Here is a 22,279-nt window from a genome sequence, read left to right as displayed (position 1 = left end):
CTATTTTAAAAAAATCAAATTGTATAATATTATTTTTAAAATAAGTATTGACTTAAAGTTAACTTCAAGTTGTATTATTGTTTTGGAAAATGTAAATGATAAAAATGATTTTGTTAAATGATAGTATAATTTTTTCTGAAAAATTTTGTGTAAGATTTTAATTGTTTGAAGTAAGAGAGGAGATACTTATATGAATAAATTTATTTATGACATTCCTGTTAAAGTATATTTTGGTGAAAACCAGCTTGGAAACCTTGGAGGGGAACTAAAGAAATACGGTAAGCGCGTATTGCTCACCTATGGTGGAGGTTCCATTAAGAAAATTGGATTATATGACAAAGTTGTAGCTGAAATAAAAAATGCAGGACTTGAGCTGTTCGAACTTTCCGGTATTGAACCAAATCCTCGTATTACATCTGTTAATAAAGGTGCAGAAATCTGTAAGAAAGAGAAAATCGATGTACTGCTGGCTGTAGGTGGGGGTTCGACAATAGATGCTACAAAGTTCATTGGGGCAGGAGCCTTCTATGATGGAGATGTATGGGATATTCTTACAGGAAAAACTTCTGTTACCAATTGTCTGCCTATCATTACAGTTTTGACACTGTCTGCTACTGGGTCAGAAATGGATGCAGGTGGTGTTATCAGTAATCTAGACACAAAAGATAAAATTGGTTATATGCATCCTATGCTGCTTCCAAAAGTATCTTTCCTTGACCCAACAAATACTTATACAGTAAGTAGTTATCAGACTGCATGTGGTGCAGCAGATATAATGTCACATATCATAGAAGTATATTTTAACATGAGTCAGGATTTGTATATGTTAGATTCTGCGGCGGAAGCTTTTATGAAAACTGTCATCAAATATACTCCTATTGCAATGAAAGAACCAGATAACTATGAAGCTCGTGCAAATCTCATGTGGACGTCTTCCTGGGCAATTAATGGATTTATTAATGGAGGTAAGAGGCAGGCGTGGAGCTGCCATCCAATGGAACATGAGTTATCAGCATATTATGATATTACCCACGGGCTAGGACTTGCAATTTTGACACCGCGTTGGATGGAATATACACTGGATGAAACAACAGTATCAAAATTCTATCAGTTTGGATGTAATGTATTTGGTATTGATAAGGATATGGAACCAATAGCTGCTTCTAAGAAAAGCATTGAGATGCTGTCTGACTTCTTCTTCAACACACTTGGTTTAAAGAGTACTTTCAGAGAAATAGGTATTGATGATACTAACTTCAGCATAATGGCTAAGAAAGCTTGCGGCGGTAGAGTTCTACCTGGATTCAAGCCTTTAAATCAACAGGATATTGAAAATATCTTTAAGATGTGTCTATAAAAGCTTAGTATATTATTTGTAACGTACTTGCATTAAAAGTAGGTGCGTTATTTTAAAGTAAAAGAATTATGCAAATATTTGGCTCGGAGTTAACTCGAACATCAATTTTCATCTGGACCAACTTGTCTTTATCTTAAATCAATATTAATTTCAAACATGCCAACAATTTTAGACAACATGATAAATTAGACAAAAGTTACTACGGAAATATTTTCTTATAGTAACTTTCTTAATTTTGATGTAGGGTATCAGGTTAGTTGGTTTACCGGCTGCTAATGAGTGAGGTTTATACAATTTTTGCTAATGCAATAAGTAAAACTACTCAACTAAAATATTAGCAACAAGTTTTAAAATCTGCTTTTTTCAAGTTTAGCATAATAAGTTAAATCATTAGCAGCTAATTTTCCACTGTACAGAGCACCTTGCATCCAGGCATGAGTTGAAGAAGTATGTTCCCCAGCAAAAAATATCCTATTGTTATACTCTGGGCTTAAAATTTCATATGAAAAAATTCTTTTTTGTTCTGGTGTGAAATATGATACAGCTCCTCTAAACCATGGCTCACTATCCCAATTAATAGATTTTGATGCAGTTACTATGGAGTCTAAATATTTCTCAGGAAGTCCATGTACTTTTTCAATTTGTCTTTTAACCAATTCTATTCGGTCTTCTGATTTCATATTTCCTAAATAGGTAGCATATTTATTTAAATTATAGGACCCAACTAAAACACCAGGATTATAAGAATTTGCTCTAGTTAATCTATGGTCTGAAGGATATATTATATTCGTTATTGCTAAATCAGTATTTGATACACCGCCATTAATCCTTCCATAATCCGTGTCGCTTTCCCAGAATCGTCTATTACATAATAGTAGGGTTTTTTGACCATTTACATAATTTAATTCCCTTATTGCTTGCATCTTTCTGTTACTAAACACGGGATTAATGTCCATAGTTGATAATGTTGAAAAAGGAATAGTGCAAATTACATAATCAAATGTTTCTAAATCACCTTGAGGATTATTTTTACTTTTATATTTTAGAGTAATCTTTTTCTTATTATCATCTTTATAAATACCTGTTACCCAATTCCCACTGTTCCATGCAATTCTTCCCAAATCACTTTCAGTTATATAGATATACTCCTTAGGGAATTTAGATGTTAAAGATTTATAGAATGAAAGTGGAAGATTTACATTACCGCCAGCTATACTATAGAGGTACGAAAAAGTTTCAGGATAACTATCACGTAACAATTCATCGTAAGAAACATCTAAAACTGATCCTATAAGCCCATCGACACTTGCTAGCATATTTATGGCATCAGCACTAAGACCTAACATTTCAAAGTTTTGTCTGATGCTTATACTCATTAGTTTATTATAGTTCATATTATATCTTGGGAGTATTCTTAAAAACTCACTTCTTATTTGAGGATGTATCATATTCATATTAAAATTTACTGCATAATCATAAAGCTGATCCCAAGTTGTATTTCTTTCCCTTGATGTTAAACTATATTTCGGGTAAATTCCTTCTTGAATACTCTTAGGGTTATTCCTTACTCTTGTATCATTGACGTATATAAATGTATTAGGATTATTTTGAATAAATGGTATCGTTCCAAGATGAAAGGTATTGATATAATGCCAGGTAGTTTCGTGTGATATTGGAACTCGCATAGGACCAAGCTCTGCATAATATTTTTTGTTCTCATCAAAATAATAGGTATAGACTCTTCCGCCTATTCTATTTTCCAATGCATCAAATATTGTTATGTCACAACCAAGCTTTCTAAGTTCGAAGGCTGCCGACATACCTGCCAGACCTCCACCAATAATGCCTACTTTGATTTCCTTAAATTCACCAGGAACTGCGAAATTTAAAATATCAGGGGGAGGACTTAAAAATTTTAATATATTATAAAAGTCCTGTAATCTACCAGATTTTCTTAAAGCATTTTTTAATAGTGTATATCGTTCCTTATTAGATGGATTAGAAGGTTGTACACTGACAGTATTCATTTCCATAAGACTAATACTCCTATAAAATATATATTCTATAGGATGTATATTCGAAAGATTCCATTATATGACTTACAGTGTATTTACCCGCCATATTCAACAACTCATCATGCTTCAACATCAGAATTCAACCTCAGCTAGTTTATAGGAAGAATATCTTTTGGTTATGATAAAAAATAAGTTATAATGCTAGTATACAACTAAGTATAAGAGTATTTATATTAGAAAATATGGAGGTTTATTATGAAAAGAGCAATATATGTAATTACAGGTGTTATGGCGGCGGGAAAATCTACTGTTGCTGAACTCTTGGCAACTAACCTTGAAAAAAGTGTTCATATTCGAGGTGACATTTTTAGAAAAATGATTATAACTGGTAGGGAAGAGATGTGTGAAAAGCCAAGTGAGGAAGCTTTAAAACAGCTTGATATGAGATATAATATTACTGCAAATGCAGTAAAAGAATATTTTGAGAACGGATTCAATGTTGTTGTCCAGGATAACTATTTAGGAGAAAAACTTTCTTACTTTACTGAACTCTTAAAGGATTACCCGGTATATGTTATTGTGCTTTGTCCAGACATAAAAACTATTGAGCAGCGAGAAGCAACGAGAGGTAAAAAGGGATACGTTGGTTTTACAGTAGAAAATTTATATAATGCTTTTATGGAAACAACACCAAAGCTAGGATTGTGGCTAGATACATCTAAAATGTCATCAGAAGAAACTGTTAATGAAATCTTAAGAAGAGCTGATAGTGAAGCTAAAATTTGGTAAACGACGAATCTAGGAGATAAAAGAAATAGGTTGTCGTTTTCTGAAAATTGGAAATGAAGTTAGCAGTTTTATCGATAGTTGATGTAAAAATTTCACTAAATAAATTTACATTTTGGTAAAAAGTGATATAATAGGGTTTGTACATAAGAAAACGATTTATTTAGGAGGTGCACACAATGGTAAATAGACAAAGATTAATAGATGAGTTTATAGAATTGATACAAATAGATAGTCCAAGCTCTAAAGAAGGCGCTGTAGCTAAAGTTTTAGTAAACAAGCTAGAAGAGTTAGGATTTGATGTATGTGTAGACGATGCAGGAATTAAATCTGGCGGTGAAACTGGTAATGTTATAGCAACATTAAAAGGAAATAGACCAGGTAAAACTATATTATTTAGTTCTCACATGGATACAGTTAGTCCAGGAGAAGGTATAAAGCCTATCATAGATGAAGCAAATGGCATAATAAAAAGTGATGGAACTACAGTATTAGGTTCCGATGATAAAGGTGGAATATCTGCTATACTAGAGGCTGTAAGAATAATAAAAGAAAATAACATAAAACATGGAGATATACAAATAGTGTTCTCAATTTGGGAAGAGGGAGGACTATTTGGTGCGAAATACCTAGACTACTCTAAGATAAATGCAGATTTCGCATTTGTATTAGATAGTGGTGGAGCTCCAGGACAGATAATAGTTAAGGCTCCAGCTCAAGATAAAATAACTGTTAAAATAATTGGGAAACCAGCTCATGCTGGATTAGTTCCAGAAGATGGTATAAGTGCAATAATGGTTGCATCTAGAGCTATAGAAAACATGAAATTATTAAGAATAGACGAAGAAACTACAGCAAATATAGGTACTGTAAAGGGCGGCGTTGCTACTAACATAGTTATGCCAGAGCTAGAAATATTAGCAGAAGCTAGAAGTTTAGATAACTCAAAGCTTGACGCTCAAACTAAGCATATGGTTGATACATTCAAACAAGCTGCTGTTGAATTTGGTGCAGAAATAGAAATAGAAACTGAAAGAATGTATGGTGCTTTCAATGTAGATGAAAATGATGAAATAGTTAATATGGCAAAGAGAGTATTTGCTAATATGGGTGTAGAAGCAGAAGTTACTTCTACAGGTGGTGGAAGCGATACTAACGTTTTAAATGCTAATGGCATAAAAGCTGTTAATTTGGGAATAGGTATGAAAAAAGCTCATACTTTAGAAGAATACATAGCTATAGAAGATTTAATAAATTCAGCTAGAATGGTAGTTGAAATAGTAAAAGAAGCTTAGCATGAAAATAACCACTTAGTCTATTATTTAGGCTAAGTGGTTATTTGTATTTATTTAACATTAAAAAAGTATCTATCGGAGCAGGCCTTCCAAGGGCATAGCCTTGGGCATATTGTACCCCTGTTTCTTTTACTATTTCAAGGCATTCAATTTGCTCAATTCCTTCAACAATAATTTCTGCTTGTGTATCAATCATTTTTACAATGTTTTTTAATGATTTCTGTTTCGTTGAATTTTTAACTAAATCAAACATATAACAGCGATCTAATTTAATATAATCAGGTTTTAATTCTAACCAGCGTTCTAAAAATGGATACCCCTCTCCCATATCATCAATTGCAATCTTTACTCCATTTTCTTTTAGTACATTTATTACAGACTTTAATGCTTTCCAATCGTGTATAGGTTCCTCTTCAGATAGCTCCAAAACAACAGATGGGACAATCCCTGAAAATTCATGCCACCACGAGATGAATCTTTTATCTAATAAAGTTGACGGGAAAATATTTATAAATAAGGAGGAGGTATTTTCATACTTAAATAACTGTTGTGCTTTCAATATCAATTGATAATCAAGTACTGTAAGATGTCTTTGCATTTGTGCCTGGTGAAAGAGTTCTAAGGCATTAAAGTTGCGGTGAAACTTACTACGTACCAATGCTTCGAATCCAAATATTTGCATAGTGCTCAACTGGTATATAGGTTGGTACCAACATGTAAGATTAGATATGTTAATTCCCTGCTCTAAAAAGAATGACACAACAATCACTTCTCCCTCTATGCTACGTAAGCTTGTTATTTAGCTAATAAATAAAAGTTTAGCTTATAGTAAATTTTGACATGATGATTATAACATATATTGGTTTAATATGTCAAATAATGTAACGGAGTTTAATCTAATTCATTTTTTTATTTAATTTTGCACTTCAATAGAAAAGTTATGTTTTATTATTTTCATTATATAAAAAAATATAAAAAATAGTATCTGTAAGTAATTGGAATATAAGATTTGTGAAGAATTATGTCGTAAAAAATGTTATAATTGTAGCTTGGATAAGAATTTAACATTTTAATTATAGTAGATGCAAAAGAAGGTGGAAATATGAACGATAACAAATATTTGCCAATTTGTAAGCAAGATATGATGGATAGAGGTTGGGAACAGTTAGATTTTATTCTGGTTACAGGAGATGCATATGTAGATCATCATAGTTTTGGAACTGCGATTATATCTAGAGTCCTTGAAAATGCAGGATATAAAGTAGGGATAATAGCGCAGCCTAATTGGAAAGATACAGAAGATTTTAAAAAACTAGGTGTACCTAGATTAGGATTCTTAGTAAATGCAGGTAATATGGATTCTATGGTTAACCATTATACAGTAAGTAAAAAGCTTAGAGATAAAGATTTCTATTCTCCAGGAGCACAGATGGGATTAAGACCTGATAGGGCGACAATTGTTTATTGCAATAGAATAAGAGAAGCATATAAAAATGTTGCTATTGTGATTGGAGGAATAGAAGCAAGTTTAAGAAGGTTTGCACATTATGATTATTGGAGTGACAAGGTAAGAAAATCTATGTTAATCGATAGTGGAGCGGATTTATTAATTTATGGAATGAGTGAAAAACAAATTGTTGAGGTTGCGGACAACATGAAAAGCGGAGTAGATGTACAGAGTATTAGACATATACCTGGGACATGTTATGTTGTGGACAACATAGAAGAAGTAAGTGATTATATTGAAATTCCATCTTACAAAGAAGTATGCAGAGATAAAAATAAATATTCTGAGGCTTTTAGAATACAGTATGAGGAGCAAGATCCTATTAGAGGAAATACTATAGTACAAAAGCATACAAATAAGTACCTTGTACAAAATAGACCAGAATTGCCTCTAACTAGAGAGGAATTAGATAAGGTGTATTCCTTACCTTATCAAAAGAATTACCATCCTATTTATGAAAAGTTAGGCGGAATACCTGCTATAGAAGAGGTTAAGTTTAGTATAGTAAGTTCAAGAGGATGTTTTGGAAGCTGTTCCTTTTGTGCAATAACATTCCATCAAGGAAGAATTGTACAAAGTAGAAGTGAAGATTCAATATTAGAAGAAGCAAAAGAAATCACGAAATTTAAAGATTATAAAGGATATATCCATGATGTAGGGGGACCTACGGCTAATTTTAGATATCCTGCATGTAAAAAACAACTTAAAGTTGGTGCTTGTAAAAATAGACAGTGCTTACATCCAAGTCCCTGCAAAAACTTAGATGTAGATCATATGGAATATTTAAGACTACTGGAAAAGGTAAGAGAATTACCGGATGTTAAAAAGGTTTTTGTACGTTCAGGACTAAGATATGATTATATTATGGCGGACAAGAATGATACATTTTTAAAAGAACTTATTAAACATCATGTTAGCGGGCAACTAAAAGTAGCACCAGAACATGTTGCACATAAAGTTTTGAAGTTTATGGGAAAACCAGCTGGAAAAACCTATGATAATTTCATGGAGAAATTTTATAGAATAACTGAGAGGGTAGGGAAAAAACAATATATAATACCTTATTTAATGTCCAGCCACCCAGGAAGTACATTAAAAGAGGCTATAGAGCTAGCAGAATACCTAAGGGATATTCATTATCAGCCAGAACAGGTACAAGATTTTTATCCGACCCCTGGGACACTATCAACCACAATGTTTTATACTGGTTTTGATCCTTTCACTATGCAAGAAGTATATATTCCAAAAACTAAAAATGAAAAAGCTATGCAAAGGGCATTACTTCAATATAGGGATCCAATGAAATACGATTTAGTATATTCCGCTTTGGTACAAGCTGGTAGAGAAGATCTTATTGGATTTGGACCAAAGTGTCTGATAAAGCCAAGGGAAAAAAGAAACAAGACAGAGCATAACAGTGGAAAAGGTAAGTTAAGAGGAAAAGATAACTCTGCAGTTAAGCAAGGTAAAGGTAAAGACAAACCTACAGTTAAACAAGGCAAGATGAAGGAAAAAAACATAATTAGTGGTAAGACTGTAAGTAGAAAAGATAATAGGAATAAAGGAAAAAGAAAATAATTTAAACATGATGTTTAATATTAAAGGATTGTCTTATTAAATTGTAGGATAGTCCTTTTTATTTGTAAGTTAAGTGACATGGAGTTGGAAATAAGAGTGAAGTATATTTAGCATACAAAAGAACAGATATGCTTTTGTATGCTAAATTAATTTCAATTTATTTATTAAATTTGTTCTTAATAGTTGTCCAATAATCAGAATTCTCAAGACCAAGTCTCCAAATACCTATGCCAGAGAGGTTATAATTATTTACTAAATCTAATTTATAACCAACGCTTGTACTATTTTCAAACCATACTGTATGGTATATACCTGAGGAATCTGTATAAGTAAAATATGGACTTTGGGATACTGAATCCCACATTATTGTACTGCCGTGTGTTGATGCTAGGTTGTATATACTTGAAATACCATAGGCCTTTGTCCCTAAAGATGACCAGTCATATCCATATGCAGCAGTTCCAAGAAGTAACTTTTCCTTTGGAATAACAGTAATAGCATATTTTATAACATTTTCTACCCAGCCTATGGAAGCAATAGGTCCAGCTGTACCGCCAGGGTAGTGTTCATCATACGCCATTAATATTATCTGATCAGAATAATTTGCAAGCTTAGCATAATCATAAGCACCACTCCAACCATCTGTAGGCGAATCACTTGTTTTTGCTGGGGCAGATATGGTTACTGTAAAGCCTTGAGGATGAAGAGTATTATAGAGCTCAGTGATAAAGGTTGTAAAATAGCTTCTATCGTAATAAAAAATTCCCTCAAGGTCTATATTCACACCCTTATAGCCATTTAACTTTAAAGCAGATAAAGTATTGTTTATTAAAGACTGTCTATTTGTTGAGCTTTCTAACAATGTTTTTGCAATATTCCCATCGAAATTATTTGTAATCATGGCAAGGGTTTTTATACCATTACTATTGGCGTAATTCAGCTGATTAGTAGGAACTAACCCAGTGATATTGCCTAGACTATCTGTAGTATAGGTATCTGTTGCAATTTCATTAATCAATGAAGAATTAGTCGTCATCGAATTATAGGAGGAGCTATCTCCTGAGTAATAATAGGTTGCATATCCAAGTACAATCTTAGATGATGAAACAATCTGAGGTGTTGTAATTTTTATGTGGGTTGAGTCTTGCGAAGTACCGTAAGAATTATAAGCTCTAACAAAATACCAATAGCTCGTATTAGAAGTTAAACCTGTATTCTTATAAGACGTAGTTGATATTGTAGCAATTAGAGTATAATTTGAGTCAAAAGTATTAGCTCTGTATACTTTATAACCTGAAGCTCCTGAGACAGAGGACCAGTTTAGTGTCACGTCTGTGGAAGTTATATTAGTAGCCGCCAACCCTGTAGGTGCAGTTGGGCTAGTCCTTGTAGTTCTTGGTTTAGCTAAAACTATATTAGTGCTCAAAACAAAAACAAATAAAGATAACAATAGTGATAAAAAAACTTTATACTTTTTCATTCTATCCCTCCCTTGAAATATCTTACTTATATATCGGTAGGGAAGAAAAATAATTGATTAGTAATGTATGGTATGTAAAGGTAGCAAAACTGAATAAAGTTATTTCTATATTAATTCGCGCCATTTTTTGCTTGAATCAAGTCTTATTTGCTAAGAACGAAGAGTACTGCATTAATGAGAAAAAGACTGTGACAATAATTGAGGGCTTTAGTATCAAACCAAAGAAAGGGCTACAAGGAGAGAAGTGATAAGATAGTTACATTAGTTTCTCTAGACAAGGATAAAACAAAGGAAGCGGTAAATATGCTTCAAGAACTTGTTTCGAAGACGGAAAATACTAATACTAAAGGATAATAGAGCTCTAAGAGATTTAGCAAGCTCACATCATTACTATTGATGTGAGCTTGCTGCTTATCTTATTAATTAGTATTACTTTCTCAAAACCGGTATCCATATTTCGCTTTTAAAAGTTGGCGAGGTTATATCTTTATTCTGGTTCCACAGTATCTCTGGACCTTCTGCTAGTTCATAGTTTGAGGATGGAAACCACTCGGAATAGATGCGTCCCCAGACATCCTGTAGCGTATCAGGAAATGGTCCGATTGCTTCAAATACAGCCCATGTTAAGGTAGGAACCTCAAGCTGTACCATGTTGTTTGGACACTCCTCAGTTGTTGCCACACCTATATAAAAATCAAGCTCTCCTTTTTCCTTCATTCGGCCTTCAGAAAAATTGGTGGATACTTGAAGCAGTCCTGTAGGCTCCACATTAGAAAGTTTTTTAAGTTCATTTATTGTCTCCATATTTAAGTTCTCATACATAGAAGCAATTTCTGGATTAACCCCATGAAAAATTATGGGAACCCTTTTCATAATACCAATAATTCGAAAAGCATCTTTTTCTTCAATTCTATAGTTCATTTCAGTTCCTCCTTTAATTGATAACTGAAAGGTCATTCGTGGATAGGCTTTTAGTGATTGACCATTAGTTCTAGCTTCTGACGGTGTTATGCCGTGTAAACTTTGGAAAGCTCTTGTAAAAGAGTCCGCTGAGCTGTATCCATATTTAACTGCAATATCGATTATCCTCATGTTATTGTTATTAAGTTCAAATGCTGCAACAGTAAGACGTCTACGTCGGATATACTCTGAAAGAGTAACACCTGCAAGAAAAGAAAACATTCTTTTAAAATGATATTCTGAGCAAAAAGCCAGTCTTGCTACTTCCTTCAAGTCAATATCATTAGTAAGATTTTCTTCAATATAGTTTAATGCTTCATTCATCCTTTTAAGCAAATCCATTTATATGACCTCCCTTTCATCAATAGAATAACAGAAATTGAATGTACCTATCCGACATTCCGTGCACAATTGTGTAGGGTTAACTTATTCTAGTTGATGTTCTATATTGTGAACTTTTTAAACTAAAGCGGTTTAAGATGCTTGTAATAAGCCTTTTGGGGACACTTGTTACTTCTTCTATGGTATTGGATTCTCCTTATTTTAATTGAAAACTATAATAAAAACAAACTACCAAAGATAAATAGTATTTCAGAAATATCCTATAAAACCACACTAATGATAGGAGTATTTTAATAGGTGTGTCCCGAACTGCAGCGGCAGAGTTTACATTTCTTCTTGCCATTCCTGTAATGTTTGAATCAAGTGCCTTAAAGCTTTTGAAGTTTGGATTTAGTTTTACAGGCACCGAATTCATTAACCTATTGATAGGTATGATTGTTGCCTTTGTGGTATCTTTTCACTATAGATAATGATTTATTAAGCTATAGGCTTGATTTCTTATATTGTCGACTATGTCTTGTGGTTCAATAACTTTTGCACAGGTGCCTAGCTGAACAAAATAGTTTGAAATATATTCTATTTGATCTTTATCAATTATAGTATCGATATACCCATTTTCATTATCAGTAGTAACAATGTAAGGCTCTAACCACGGTTTGCTTTGACACTGCCGTATTCCTTCTCTTGTTAACTTAACGTACAATCTTACAGGTGTTTTAACTGTGTAGCTATCAAACCAATCTGTTAGCTTCATTGGTAACTCTAGAGTTCTTTCGGAAATTTCTAAGGATAATATTCTATCCACTCTAAATAATAAAACCTTATTCTTTTCAAGATCTAAAGCAGGCATATACCAAAGTCCATCATGTGCATAAACCCCTATTGGCTTAACTTCTCTTTTTTTATTTTGTGATTTTGACAGATATTTAATTATTAATATATTATTTTTCATGGATGCTTCAACTATATCTTTTAAAAATGGAGAGCTAATAGTTTGTTTTGGATTCCAAAAACATATAAGTGACTCTAAACGACTTATTTTCTTTTTAGCATCGTCAGGAAGACTAGTATACAATTTTCTAGAGGCTGAATCAATATCTGTATCAAATGGCAGTGATTCATAGTACTTTAGTGATTGGAAAGCGAAGAAAATTGCCAGTGCTTCGTTCTCATCAAATATAATTGGAGGAAGAACTCTGTTTTCTAGTGTACGGTACCCACCATTTCTGCCTTGCTCGGTATATATAGGAACTCCTAATTCACTTAGTTCCATTAAATATCTATGTGCGGTTCTAACAGAGATGTCAAATTCATATGCAACATCCTGTGCAGTGAAGTTCCTTTTTGCATTTACATACATAATTAAATCAAATATTCTTTTAGCTTTTGACATATAAATTCTCCTTTACAACAGGAACTGTTTTTATAATGTAGAACAAATAAAAAAATAATTTCAATAAAACAGACAAAAACTGTCATGTTTTTAGTATACAGTATTTATGATAGATACTCAAAGTATATATACTTATTACATTAAAATGTTAACTAAAATAAGAGTATTATAAATGTTAACGAAGGCACTTGTGGTTTATAGAATAATAAAGTCTAGAGCTTCATTTAATAGTGTTAATAGGCACAAGACCACATCTAGTAAAAGGAGATTACTATGAGAGAAGAAAAATATGAGAATAGCATACATGTTATTGGAGCCAGAGAAAAGAACTTAAAGAGTATTGATGTAAAGATTCCAAAGAAGCAAATTACTGTGTTTACAGGTGTTTCAGGCTCTGGAAAGTCATCTCTTGTATTTGATACAATTGCAGCTGAGTCTCAACGGCAATTGAACGAAACTTATTCAAGTTTTATCCGACATCGTCTTCCACATTACGGACATCCTGACGTAGATTCTATTGAGAATCTTTCAGTAGCAATTATTATTAGTCAAAAGAGAATTGGTGGGAATGCAAGATCAACTGTGGGAACTATTACTGACATTTATTCATTGCTGCGTTTATTGTTTTCACGTATCGGTAAGCCTTTTGTAGGATACTCTGATGTCTTTTCGTTCAATAACCCTTCGGGAATGTGTTCTAAATGTGAAGGGCTAGGAAAGGTTGATATAATCAATACTGAGCGACTGCTTGATAAAAATAAATCTTTAAATGAAGGTGCGATTCAGTTTCCAACTTTTAGACCAGGGGAGGTACGATGGAAGCGCTATGTTTGTACAGGGATGTTTGACAATGACAAAAAACTGAGAGATTATACGGGAGATGAATTGGATACACTTCTTTACAAAACAGGTTTTAAGCCTTCCAATCCTACTGATGGTTGGCCACCTACTTCAAAGTATGAGGGTATTGTACCAAGAATTGAACGTACTTTTTTGGGTAAAGAATCGAGGGATGCGAAATTATATAAAGAGGCGATTGACTATGTGGTTACAAGAGATAGTTGCCAATTATGCAAAGGTGGCAGACTTAATCAAAAAGTACTGGGATGTAAAATAAATGGTAAAAATATTGCAGATTGCACAAAGATGCAAGTTAGTGATCTTATTAATTTTATTAGGAATATCAAAGATCCTTCCTCTTATACAATGGTAGAGGCTATTATCCATCGGTTAGAGCATCTAAATTCCATTGGATTAGGATATTTAAGCCTTGATAGAGAAACAGCAACTCTTTCTGGCGGTGAATCCCAAAGAATTAAAATGGTTCGCCAACTAGGAAGTAGTTTAACCGATATTACCTATATTTTTGATGAACCAAGCATTGGACTTCACCCTCATGATGTAAATAGAATTAATAAACTTTTGAAGTTATTAAGAGATAAAGGGAATACTGTTCTAATTGTGGAACATGATGCAGATGTAATTAAAATTGCAGACCATGTGATTGATATTGGCCCAAGAGCAGGAACAAAGGGAGGCAATGTTGTATATGAAGGAGAGGTAAATGGGTTACTGAAAGCAGATACATTAACAGGAAAGTTTTTAAGTCATAATGCTAAGTTGAAGGAAAATACGAGGGAGCCTAAAGGATGGCTATCTGTAAAGCATGCTTCCCTACATAATTTGAAGGATGTTTCTGTTGATATTCCAATGGGTGTTATGACAGTAGTAACAGGGGTAGCTGGTTCAGGAAAAAGCACACTTATAAATCAAGTGTTTTCTAAGTGTTATCCTGAAACAATTTTTATAGATCAAGGAGCAATTCAAGGTTCTAAACGTTCTAATATTGCTACTTTTACTGGGATTTTTGATTTTATTAGAAAGCTATTCGCAAAAGAGAATCATGTGGAAGCATCTCTTTTTAGTTTTAACTCAAAAGGAGCTTGTCCGGAATGTAAGGGATTAGGAATAACATACACTGATCTAGCTTTTATGGATACAATTTCAAGTGTTTGTGAAGCATGTCAGGGACACAGGTTTACTAAAGAAGTACTGCAGTTTAAATTACGAAAAAAGAATATTAGTGAAGTTCTTCAAATGACAGTCGATGAGGCTATAGAATTTTTCACTGAAAATGAGATATTACCTACATTAAGAAGGTTAAAGGAGGTAGGGATAGATTACATCACCCTTGGTCAGCCATTAGATACACTATCTGGTGGAGAACTTCAAAGGATTAAGCTTGCAGCAGAATTAGAAAAGCAAGGAAATATATATGTATTAGACGAACCTACTACAGGATTGCATATGTCTGATATATCACAGCTTATAAAAATCATGGATTACATTGTTAACCAAGGGAGCACATTAATTATAATAGAACACAATCTTGACATAATGAGCCAAGCCGATTGGATTATAGATCTAGGCCCAGGAGCAGGGCAAGAGGGAGGCAAGGTTATATTTGAAGGGCAGCCTAAGGATTTGGTTAACCATAATTCTTCTATTACCGGAAAGTACTTAAAAGAGTATATATTATAAAAATGTAAAGAAACAATTATAGCAAATTTAAAAGGAAATACTATTGTTTTTAGATAACATCATTATTAGACTCAACACACACTTTTAAATTTTCTTTAAAGCTGGGATTTAAAAGGTATTTAATGCTATATTGAAGGGGAATTTGTCAATATAAGAAGATTATGATAGTATATAATTGTATAAATAACTACATATGAGTTTTTTAAAATTTTTAATTTCGTAATTATTACTATTACGAAATTGTAACGAGAAATTGAAAATAATTCTTATATTTTAGAATTAACAATAACAAATGGAGGAAATGAAATTATGCTTAATTTGCCAAATTGCCCAAAATGTAATTCAGAATACACTTACGAAGATAGAGGTCTTTTTGTTTGCCCAGAATGTGCTCATGAGTGGACTTTAGAATCAGAAACTGAAAATAATGAAGATAAAAAGGTTATAAAAGATGCAAATGGAAATATCTTAAATGATGGTGACTCCGTAACAGTAATCAAAGACCTTAAAGTAAAAGGAAGTTCATCAGTCGTAAAAATGGGTACAAAAGTAAAAAATATACGTTTGGTTGATGGAGATCATGATATTGATTGTAAAATTGATGGTTTTGGAGCTATGAGCTTAAAATCTGAATTTGTTAAGAAGATATAAATACATATAAAACTAGGCTCTGGGCCTAGTTTTTTATTTAGTATGGAATTTTAAAAATATATAGATATGTTTGCTGATGAACTAAGAAGGTATTCCTAGAGGGCTAAGCAAATATTATTGACATTAAAATAAAAAGTGATTACAGTATTTTTCTATTTTTTAAGAATGAAAAACAAGATTCATTTACTAAATGAAGTCAAGCTATAAAACAGCAGTAGGTTGCTAGCATAGAGAAAAAAGTTTATATCAAGGGATTACAGGGAATCCTTAAATGTAGATGAAGTTGTAGAGTGAACTTTTACTTTAACCTATAGTTAGGACTATAATGAAATATTTTGGAGGAGGAAATTAATATGTTTAATAATGAATCAAGAAGAATAATTTTAGATTTGGCGGTGAGTTTGGACGGATATATTGAGGGGGCAAATGGAGAAGTTGATTGGTGTATCATGGACCCAGATATGGGCTTTAGTGATTTCTTAAATGATATTGATACTATTTTGTATGGACGAAAAAGCTATGATCTATGGGGACAATATATTCCACAAGACGAGGTTTCTGATACTGAAAAAGAAATATGGAAACTAGTACATAGCAAGAGGAAATATGTTTTTTCAAAAACTATAACTGAGGTTGATGGAAATGCCATACTAATAAATAAGAATTTAGAGGAAGAAGTAAGAAAAATAAAAAAAGAGCAGGGTAAGAATATATGGCTATATGGCGGAGCAAGTATTATAAAAGATTTTATAAGTTTAGGGCTTGTTGATGAATATAGGTTATCTATTCACCCTGTTGTTTTGGGAGCGGGTAAGCCTTTGTTCGTTGATATAAAGGAGAGAATAGGACTTAAACTTGTTAATATTAAAAGATTTTCTTCAGGTGTTGTTCAATTATGTTATCAGCAACAAAAGGTGAACATAGTAAAATAGTAAGAAGTATCGATATTTAAAGGGGAATTTTGGATCATAATATATGTATTCTAGAACAATTTCAAGAGTGAATAAAGTAAATAAGACTAAATGGTCTCGGAGCAAGCTGCAAACAAGCAGCCTGTTCCGGGACTTTGTATTATTTAGGAGAGGTTTAAATTCTGGCTTTTTCTTCATCAGAATTATGAAAGTTTTCTATCCCTAAATTAGTAATTCTACTGAGAAGTGTTACATTATATTCCGATATATAGATAAATATACAAATTTTTCACTTTATGTGGTACAATATAGGGAATAGTTGGTTTAATAATCATAATTTAGCAATTAATGTTTTTAAAGACATTATAACAAATTCAAGAGGTGATACCATGGCAGTTATGATTCCAGAAGACATAAACTCTTTAGATAGTGCTACTTCAGGAGAAAAAAGGTTATTTAGAATATTAAAATATAACCTACCAAATGATTATAGAGAAGTAAAGCTATCTAATGATAACTTATATAATAGAAAATATACCCTTAAAGTTGTAAGAATAAAAGCAGCGGGTAGAACAGCAATAATGGGTGAAAACTACAGAAATACAAAACAGATACTAGACTTTGCGCACATTTTCTTATCTAATGGTTCATTAAAAGAAGGTACAAATGAAGAAAACAATAACTTTATAATTACACCAGATAATAGTTTAAGAGAAGGTGTACAACCTGATTTAATATACTGTGAGAATTTTAATGAAGAGATAAGTAAAATTGTAATGGATGTTATACAGTTAAAACAATTGGGTGTGGATTATGGTGATATTTGTGTAGCTTATGTTCACAGTAATTATAAGGATATAAATTATTTAAATACTATACAAGAAGTTTTTAATAGTAAAGATATACCTTATTTTGTTATTAGTAAGAGAGCTAACACTACAACTAAGTTTAAGTTAGATACTGGCACTGTGGGCATTTCTACAATTCATAGTATAAAGGGGTTAGACTTTAAGCATGTGTTTATTTGTGGTATTAATGATAGATTGCTAGACAATATAGAGGAGTCTAAGAAGCTTCTTTATGCTGGAATGACTAGAGCTAGAGATGTGTTAAAGGTCACTTATAGTGTGGATAATGCTATTGTAGATGATTTGATAAAAGCAAAGATAAATATGAATGTGGCAACTAGTGAGGAGATAAGAGAGCTAGTAGCTGTAACAAGAGAGGAACGCAGAGGTGGATTGTTTTCTAGGATAAGAGGATTATTTGTGAGGTAAATGCGAGGAGTAGTTTGGGTATGTAATGAAGAGTAGATTATGTCTATAATGGGAAGTTTAAAGGTAGTGTTTACTTAAGCTGTTTAATAGGTAAAGTTATGAAATCAATTGCTAGAAGCCTTCTTCTGTGGGGGTTTTACTGAATGATATTGCGACTTAGTTTGCTACTAGAAGAAGTTCTGTTGAAGACTATTTGAAAAGCAACAGTGTGGTAGGATTTAAATATAGCTGTGAAATGAGCTGGAATTTTTAAGGGAGGTATAAACACTACAAACTCTGTAAAGAATGATAGCCCATTTTTTCTATTTATGATAAACTCTGGACTAAAGATATTATAACTTACAAATATCTTTACAAAAATATCTTAAGAGGTAACCCTCAAGTAGGTTTAAGTGAGGTGGAATTGATGAGTGCAGAATTAGTGAATTCATATATTAACGATATTGCTAAAAGATTACATGATCCAAATCAGTACGGATCTGCTTCAGTTATGGTTGGAGCGGGTTTCTCCAAAAATGCCGTTAGCTTATCAGAAAACTCATTCTCACCAAGTTGGGAAGAGTTGGCTAGAAAAATGTATGAGGCATTATATCTCTTCCCAGAAAAAGGAGATGACATTGCTAAATGGGATAAAAACATGATTAAAAAAACAACTGGGAAAAATGTTTTAAAATTAGCAGAAGAGTTTAAAGTCGTTTTTGGAAGAAATAAATTAGATCGATTTATTGAAGAGAACATCGATGATGGGAAATTCATCCCTGGAGATTTACATTTTAAGTTATTAGAATTAAATTGGAATGATGTTTTCACTACGAACTATGATACTCTGCTTGAAAGAGCGATTAATAATATTTCTGTACGTAAGAATTATAAGATTTTATTAAGCCAGAATGATTTACCTGGCAGTACGCATCCAAGAATCACCAAATTGCATGGGAGCATACCAAATGCAAAACCGTACATAATTTGTGAAGAAGATTATAGAACTTATCCGATAAAATATGCTCCATTTGTTAATACTGTTCAGCAATCCATGCTTGAAACGCAGCTTTGCCTTATTGGTTTTTCAGGTGATGATCCAAACTTTCTTAACTGGCTTGGATGGTTAAGAGATAATATGGGAGAAAGCTGTCCACAGATTTATTTATGTGGAGTATTTAGTGATATGAGTGAATCTGAAAAGAAGCTGCTTGAAAGTCAGAACATTTCAGTGGTGAATCTAGAATATTTAATTGATGAAAAGTCTTCTAATCGCCACTATGACGCACTTGAAAAGTTTTTCAATAAATTAAATTCTTACGGGAAGAATGAGAAGAGCATATTTCAAAGAATGCCATATAGATATAGATCTTTGTCTGATAAAATTGATGAAAAATATTATGATACTTTAATTAGGTATACAAACGAGGCAAAATTAGAAGCTTCAAAATATTTGATTTTGCCTTTTACAGAATTAAAAGGTTTTAGTAAAGAGTTGAGCAATCAATTTAGGGATTTATCTCAGGAAAAAAATGATATCAATAAATTTATATTAATGGGCAACTTTGTGTTTTTACTTAGGAAATTGTATATGCCACTATATGATTATCAAGCAAGAAAGATTCAAGAACTTGTTGAGGAGTTTTCGTACGAAACATTAATTCAGAATAGTAAGTATAGTAATTACCGATCTTTATGGTTTGAAATGATGATGTATCTTGCAGAGATGTATCGTATAGATGGGGAGAACCAAGAACATATCAAAATAATAAAGGATATTGAATCAAAGCTGCCATTTATGGATGCTCAACAGAAGGCTGACTATTATATTGAAAAATGTAAGTTTAGTATTTCACAGTTTGACTATTCTGAGGCATTAAATTATGTTAAAAAAATCGATGAGAGCATTTCTTATGAGGTTCAAATTAAGAAAGCTTGTATCATGAGTCAAATTGGAGAGAATGACAATGCACTTGATTTGCTTAAAAGGGGTTCAGCTTCGCTAGCACAGAAGTCATACTCTGAAGATAAAACTGCTTTGTTAATTAGCTACATGAATATTTGCTCTAGATCCCTAAATATATATAATAATTTAGATGATTTTTCAGATCAGAATTTTATCGATAATAAATATAATATAAGAAAGATATTCAATGATGTAAAATCATCACTAAGCAATAATTTGCTTTTGGCAGAAAATAAAAGAGAAAAAGAGCAGAGTTCCTTTAACCCAAATTCATATACATATAGTTATGGAACTACACCAAAGGAAATAATGAATGTAACAGAAGATTCCTTTAGATACCTATTATTACAGGACAATTTGTGTTTACCACCACAATATAGCGATCATAGAGAGGTTATAGCTAAAGCGGCTAAAGAAATAATTCCTACCAGCAAGAACCCGTTATGGAAATGGGCATACATTATAAGAACAAATGATGACGAAATTATAAATAGATTTTTTTCTAGGGAAATGATTGTAACTTCAAGCATGGAGTGGGCTGAGAAGTTATTTGACCAGCTAATAGTATTACTTGAGTCTTTTCAACAACATGAGAATTATAGTCGGGTTAAAAAGATCGTAACGCAGAAAATTATTTATGAAGTTTTATCAAGAGTTTGTATTGCTTTAGATGATGAAAGAATATTAATGCTATTAGAAAGGAATTTTCAGAAAGTACCGAAAATTGACAATGTATACAATAGTGATATGCGCGGTATCTTGGCTCGCTTGTCATATTGCTTTAATTCAGAAATATTAAAGAAATCATTAGTGAAAATTTTTGAATTGCCGAGTTTTAATATTCCTATTACTAACTATTTTCATGACATAAGTGCGGATATCATAGAAACCGAAGTTCCAGAAGAACTGGTGCTCAAAGCCATACAAGAAATATCTAATCCCAATATAGATACTCGAGACAATGGTATATCAAAAATTGTTTTGTTGAATGAGTACAAAGGACTTTCAGGATACCATGAGTCTGTTTCAAAAGCGCTTTGGGGGCAAGTTGATGAGTATGGTTTTCCAAAGTCAAAAATTTATTCGATAGTTTTATGGGAGACTTTGCCTCATGAAGCTACCATATGTTTTGAAGAGTTATACGTCAACTTTTTAAAGAAACCTAACTTCCCAAGATGTGTTGAGGGAGGTACAATACATGGGTTTGCAAATGTAGATGGGCTTATACGCTCTTATATGAATTGTGTATACATCGTTTCTGATTTCGCGAAAAGGGATCACTCTAAAATTACTTGGAATGAAGAGTTAGTTAATTCAATTTTAGCTTACATTTATGATTACTTAGATAATGAAAAGAAGCTTTTTGAGTTCGGATTTGACATATTTGGAACTGGGGAAGAAGCTAAAAAAAGATTTTTACGGTTAAGTGATTTAGTAGCTATGCTAATAACACAGGCTACCATCTCAAATTGCTATAATGAGATTGAACAAGAATGGGTAGGTAAAATTAAAATGCTATTTGCAGAGACGCAGACTACCATTTTAAGTATTGAGATAATTGAAAGTTTAAGGCTTAAAAGAAAAAATAGTATTTATGAATTGATTATAAGACAAATCTTATCTGGATCAGCGGAGGAGGTCCTGCAAGCTTTTACCGCATTGGATATTGTTTTGGTATACAGAGAATTAATTGATAATGATATAAGAATTGTAGATGAATTAAAAGGACTTTTCACTGCCTTGAAATATATGGATATAAGGAACAGTAGCTCTATCTTACTACATCTACCGCAAATAATAGATAGAAAAATATTCTTAACGGATGAGTTTGGAAGTGTGATTACTCAATCCTTAAAAGAATGTTTAGATATTTATGAAATTGTTATAAAAGAAATAAACAAAAATTACCTTGATGCGATGTTTAATCTATCAAACCTGACTAAAAAATACTATAAAGCCTTAATCAATAATAAAATACTTGTTCCTGATGAAATAGCTTCCTTAGTAAATAGGTTTAAAAGTTCGCCACTCAATGAAGTTAGGAATGCTTGGAAAGGGGTAGGTAAGTAGGTACTTGATTATTTAAAGATAAAAATGGACAAGATATAGTTGCTTTGAAATTATGAATATATTTATTTTGAGCTCAGCAAAAGCAAATAATAATGGGGGTTTTAGAAAGGAGATGATTTTCAATCATCTCCTAAGACCTCTAGGGGAGGGAAGTAGTTTCCGGTTTGTGGA

15 protein-coding genes and 1 pseudogene are annotated in these 22,279 nt (G+C 32.4%); 11 read left to right on the top strand and 5 right to left on the bottom strand.

Going from position 1 to position 22,279, the window contains the following annotated elements; translation table 11 throughout:
• The first annotated feature begins 190 nt into the window (after positions 1-190).
• Entirely contained in the window at positions 191-1,357 is a 1,167-nt protein-coding gene (locus AC0N0V_RS13345) for an iron-containing alcohol dehydrogenase (protein ID WP_474458481.1), read from the top strand.
• Between the two features lie 347 nt (positions 1,358-1,704).
• On the opposite strand, the gene AC0N0V_RS13340 is transcribed toward AC0N0V_RS13345, so the two are convergent.
• A complete protein-coding gene (locus AC0N0V_RS13340) occupies positions 1,705-3,390 on the bottom strand; it encodes a flavin monoamine oxidase family protein (protein WP_474458479.1) in 1,686 nt (561 codons plus the stop codon).
• A 237-nt stretch (positions 3,391-3,627) separates the two neighbouring features.
• Here AC0N0V_RS13340 and AC0N0V_RS13335 point away from each other — a divergent pair, with 237 nt between their 5' ends.
• Positions 3,628-4,161: a phosphotransferase-like protein gene (locus AC0N0V_RS13335; protein ID WP_474458477.1), complete on the top strand. Its 534-nt coding sequence runs from the start codon at positions 3,628-3,630 to the stop codon at positions 4,159-4,161.
• Between the two features lie 176 nt (positions 4,162-4,337).
• Positions 4,338-5,453 carry a M20/M25/M40 family metallo-hydrolase gene (locus AC0N0V_RS13330; protein WP_474458475.1) on the top strand — a complete coding sequence of 372 codons (1,116 nt, stop codon included), beginning with the start codon at positions 4,338-4,340 and terminating at the stop codon, positions 5,451-5,453.
• 40 nt (positions 5,454-5,493) lie between these two features.
• On the opposite strand, the gene AC0N0V_RS13325 is transcribed toward AC0N0V_RS13330, so the two are convergent.
• Entirely contained in the window at positions 5,494-6,222 is a 729-nt protein-coding gene (locus tag AC0N0V_RS13325; RefSeq protein WP_474458473.1) for an EAL domain-containing protein, read from the bottom strand.
• A 333-nt stretch (positions 6,223-6,555) separates the two neighbouring features.
• On the opposite strand from AC0N0V_RS13325, the gene AC0N0V_RS13320 reads away from it, so the two are divergent.
• Positions 6,556-8,538: a YgiQ family radical SAM protein gene (locus tag AC0N0V_RS13320; RefSeq protein ID WP_474458472.1), complete on the top strand. Its 1,983-nt coding sequence runs from the start codon at positions 6,556-6,558 to the stop codon at positions 8,536-8,538.
• Positions 8,539-8,695: 157 nt separating this feature from the next.
• On the opposite strand, the gene AC0N0V_RS13315 is transcribed toward AC0N0V_RS13320, so the two are convergent.
• Complete coding sequence (locus AC0N0V_RS13315) at positions 8,696-10,018, bottom strand: glycosyl hydrolase family 18 protein (protein WP_474458470.1); 1,323 nt, start codon at positions 10,016-10,018, stop codon at positions 8,696-8,698.
• Positions 10,019-10,216: 198 nt separating this feature from the next.
• On the opposite strand from AC0N0V_RS13315, the gene AC0N0V_RS13310 reads away from it, so the two are divergent.
• A complete protein-coding gene (locus AC0N0V_RS13310) occupies positions 10,217-10,372 on the top strand; it encodes a hypothetical protein (RefSeq protein WP_474458469.1) in 156 nt (51 codons plus the stop codon).
• Between the two features lie 75 nt (positions 10,373-10,447).
• Here AC0N0V_RS13310 and AC0N0V_RS13305 read toward each other — a convergent pair whose 3' ends face one another.
• Positions 10,448-11,320 carry an AraC family transcriptional regulator gene (locus tag AC0N0V_RS13305; RefSeq protein ID WP_474458468.1) on the bottom strand — a complete coding sequence of 291 codons (873 nt, stop codon included), beginning with the start codon at positions 11,318-11,320 and terminating at the stop codon, positions 10,448-10,450.
• Positions 11,321-11,488: 168 nt separating this feature from the next.
• Here AC0N0V_RS13305 and AC0N0V_RS13300 point away from each other — a divergent pair.
• Positions 11,489-11,775: pseudogene (locus tag AC0N0V_RS13300) on the top strand (undecaprenyl-diphosphate phosphatase); the annotation flags it as partial.
• A 5-nt stretch (positions 11,776-11,780) separates the two neighbouring features.
• On the opposite strand, the gene AC0N0V_RS13295 reads toward AC0N0V_RS13300, so the two are convergent.
• The gene (locus AC0N0V_RS13295; RefSeq protein ID WP_474458466.1) at positions 11,781-12,713 is read right to left on the bottom strand and encodes a helix-turn-helix transcriptional regulator; all 933 of its coding nucleotides are present in this window, start codon (positions 12,711-12,713) and stop codon (positions 11,781-11,783) included.
• A 273-nt stretch (positions 12,714-12,986) separates the two neighbouring features.
• Here AC0N0V_RS13295 and AC0N0V_RS13290 point away from each other — a divergent pair, with 273 nt between their 5' ends.
• The 5 genes from AC0N0V_RS13290 (at position 12,987) to AC0N0V_RS13270 (ending at position 22,108) form a co-directional block, all read left to right on the top strand.
• Positions 12,987-15,254: an ATP-binding cassette domain-containing protein gene (locus AC0N0V_RS13290; protein ID WP_474458464.1), complete on the top strand. Its 2,268-nt coding sequence runs from the start codon at positions 12,987-12,989 to the stop codon at positions 15,252-15,254.
• A 309-nt stretch (positions 15,255-15,563) separates the two neighbouring features.
• Positions 15,564-15,905, top strand: coding sequence for a zinc ribbon domain-containing protein YjdM (locus tag AC0N0V_RS13285; protein ID WP_474458462.1), 342 nt, complete (start codon positions 15,564-15,566; stop codon positions 15,903-15,905).
• A 353-nt stretch (positions 15,906-16,258) separates the two neighbouring features.
• The gene (locus tag AC0N0V_RS13280; RefSeq protein WP_474458461.1) at positions 16,259-16,837 is read left to right on the top strand and encodes a dihydrofolate reductase family protein; all 579 of its coding nucleotides are present in this window, start codon (positions 16,259-16,261) and stop codon (positions 16,835-16,837) included.
• 368 nt (positions 16,838-17,205) lie between these two features.
• On the top strand, positions 17,206-18,093 hold the full coding sequence (locus AC0N0V_RS13275) for a 3'-5' exonuclease (RefSeq protein WP_474458460.1): 888 nt from the start codon (positions 17,206-17,208) through the stop codon (positions 18,091-18,093).
• A gap of 406 nt (positions 18,094-18,499) precedes the next feature.
• On the top strand, positions 18,500-22,108 hold the full coding sequence (locus tag AC0N0V_RS13270) for an SIR2 family NAD-dependent protein deacylase (RefSeq protein WP_474458459.1): 3,609 nt from the start codon (positions 18,500-18,502) through the stop codon (positions 22,106-22,108).
• Positions 22,109-22,279 lie beyond the last annotated feature (171 nt).

The sequence above is a fragment of the Clostridium sp. CS1-1 genome, from assembly GCF_056135525.1.
This window is presented reverse-complemented; position numbering and strand designations above follow the sequence as displayed.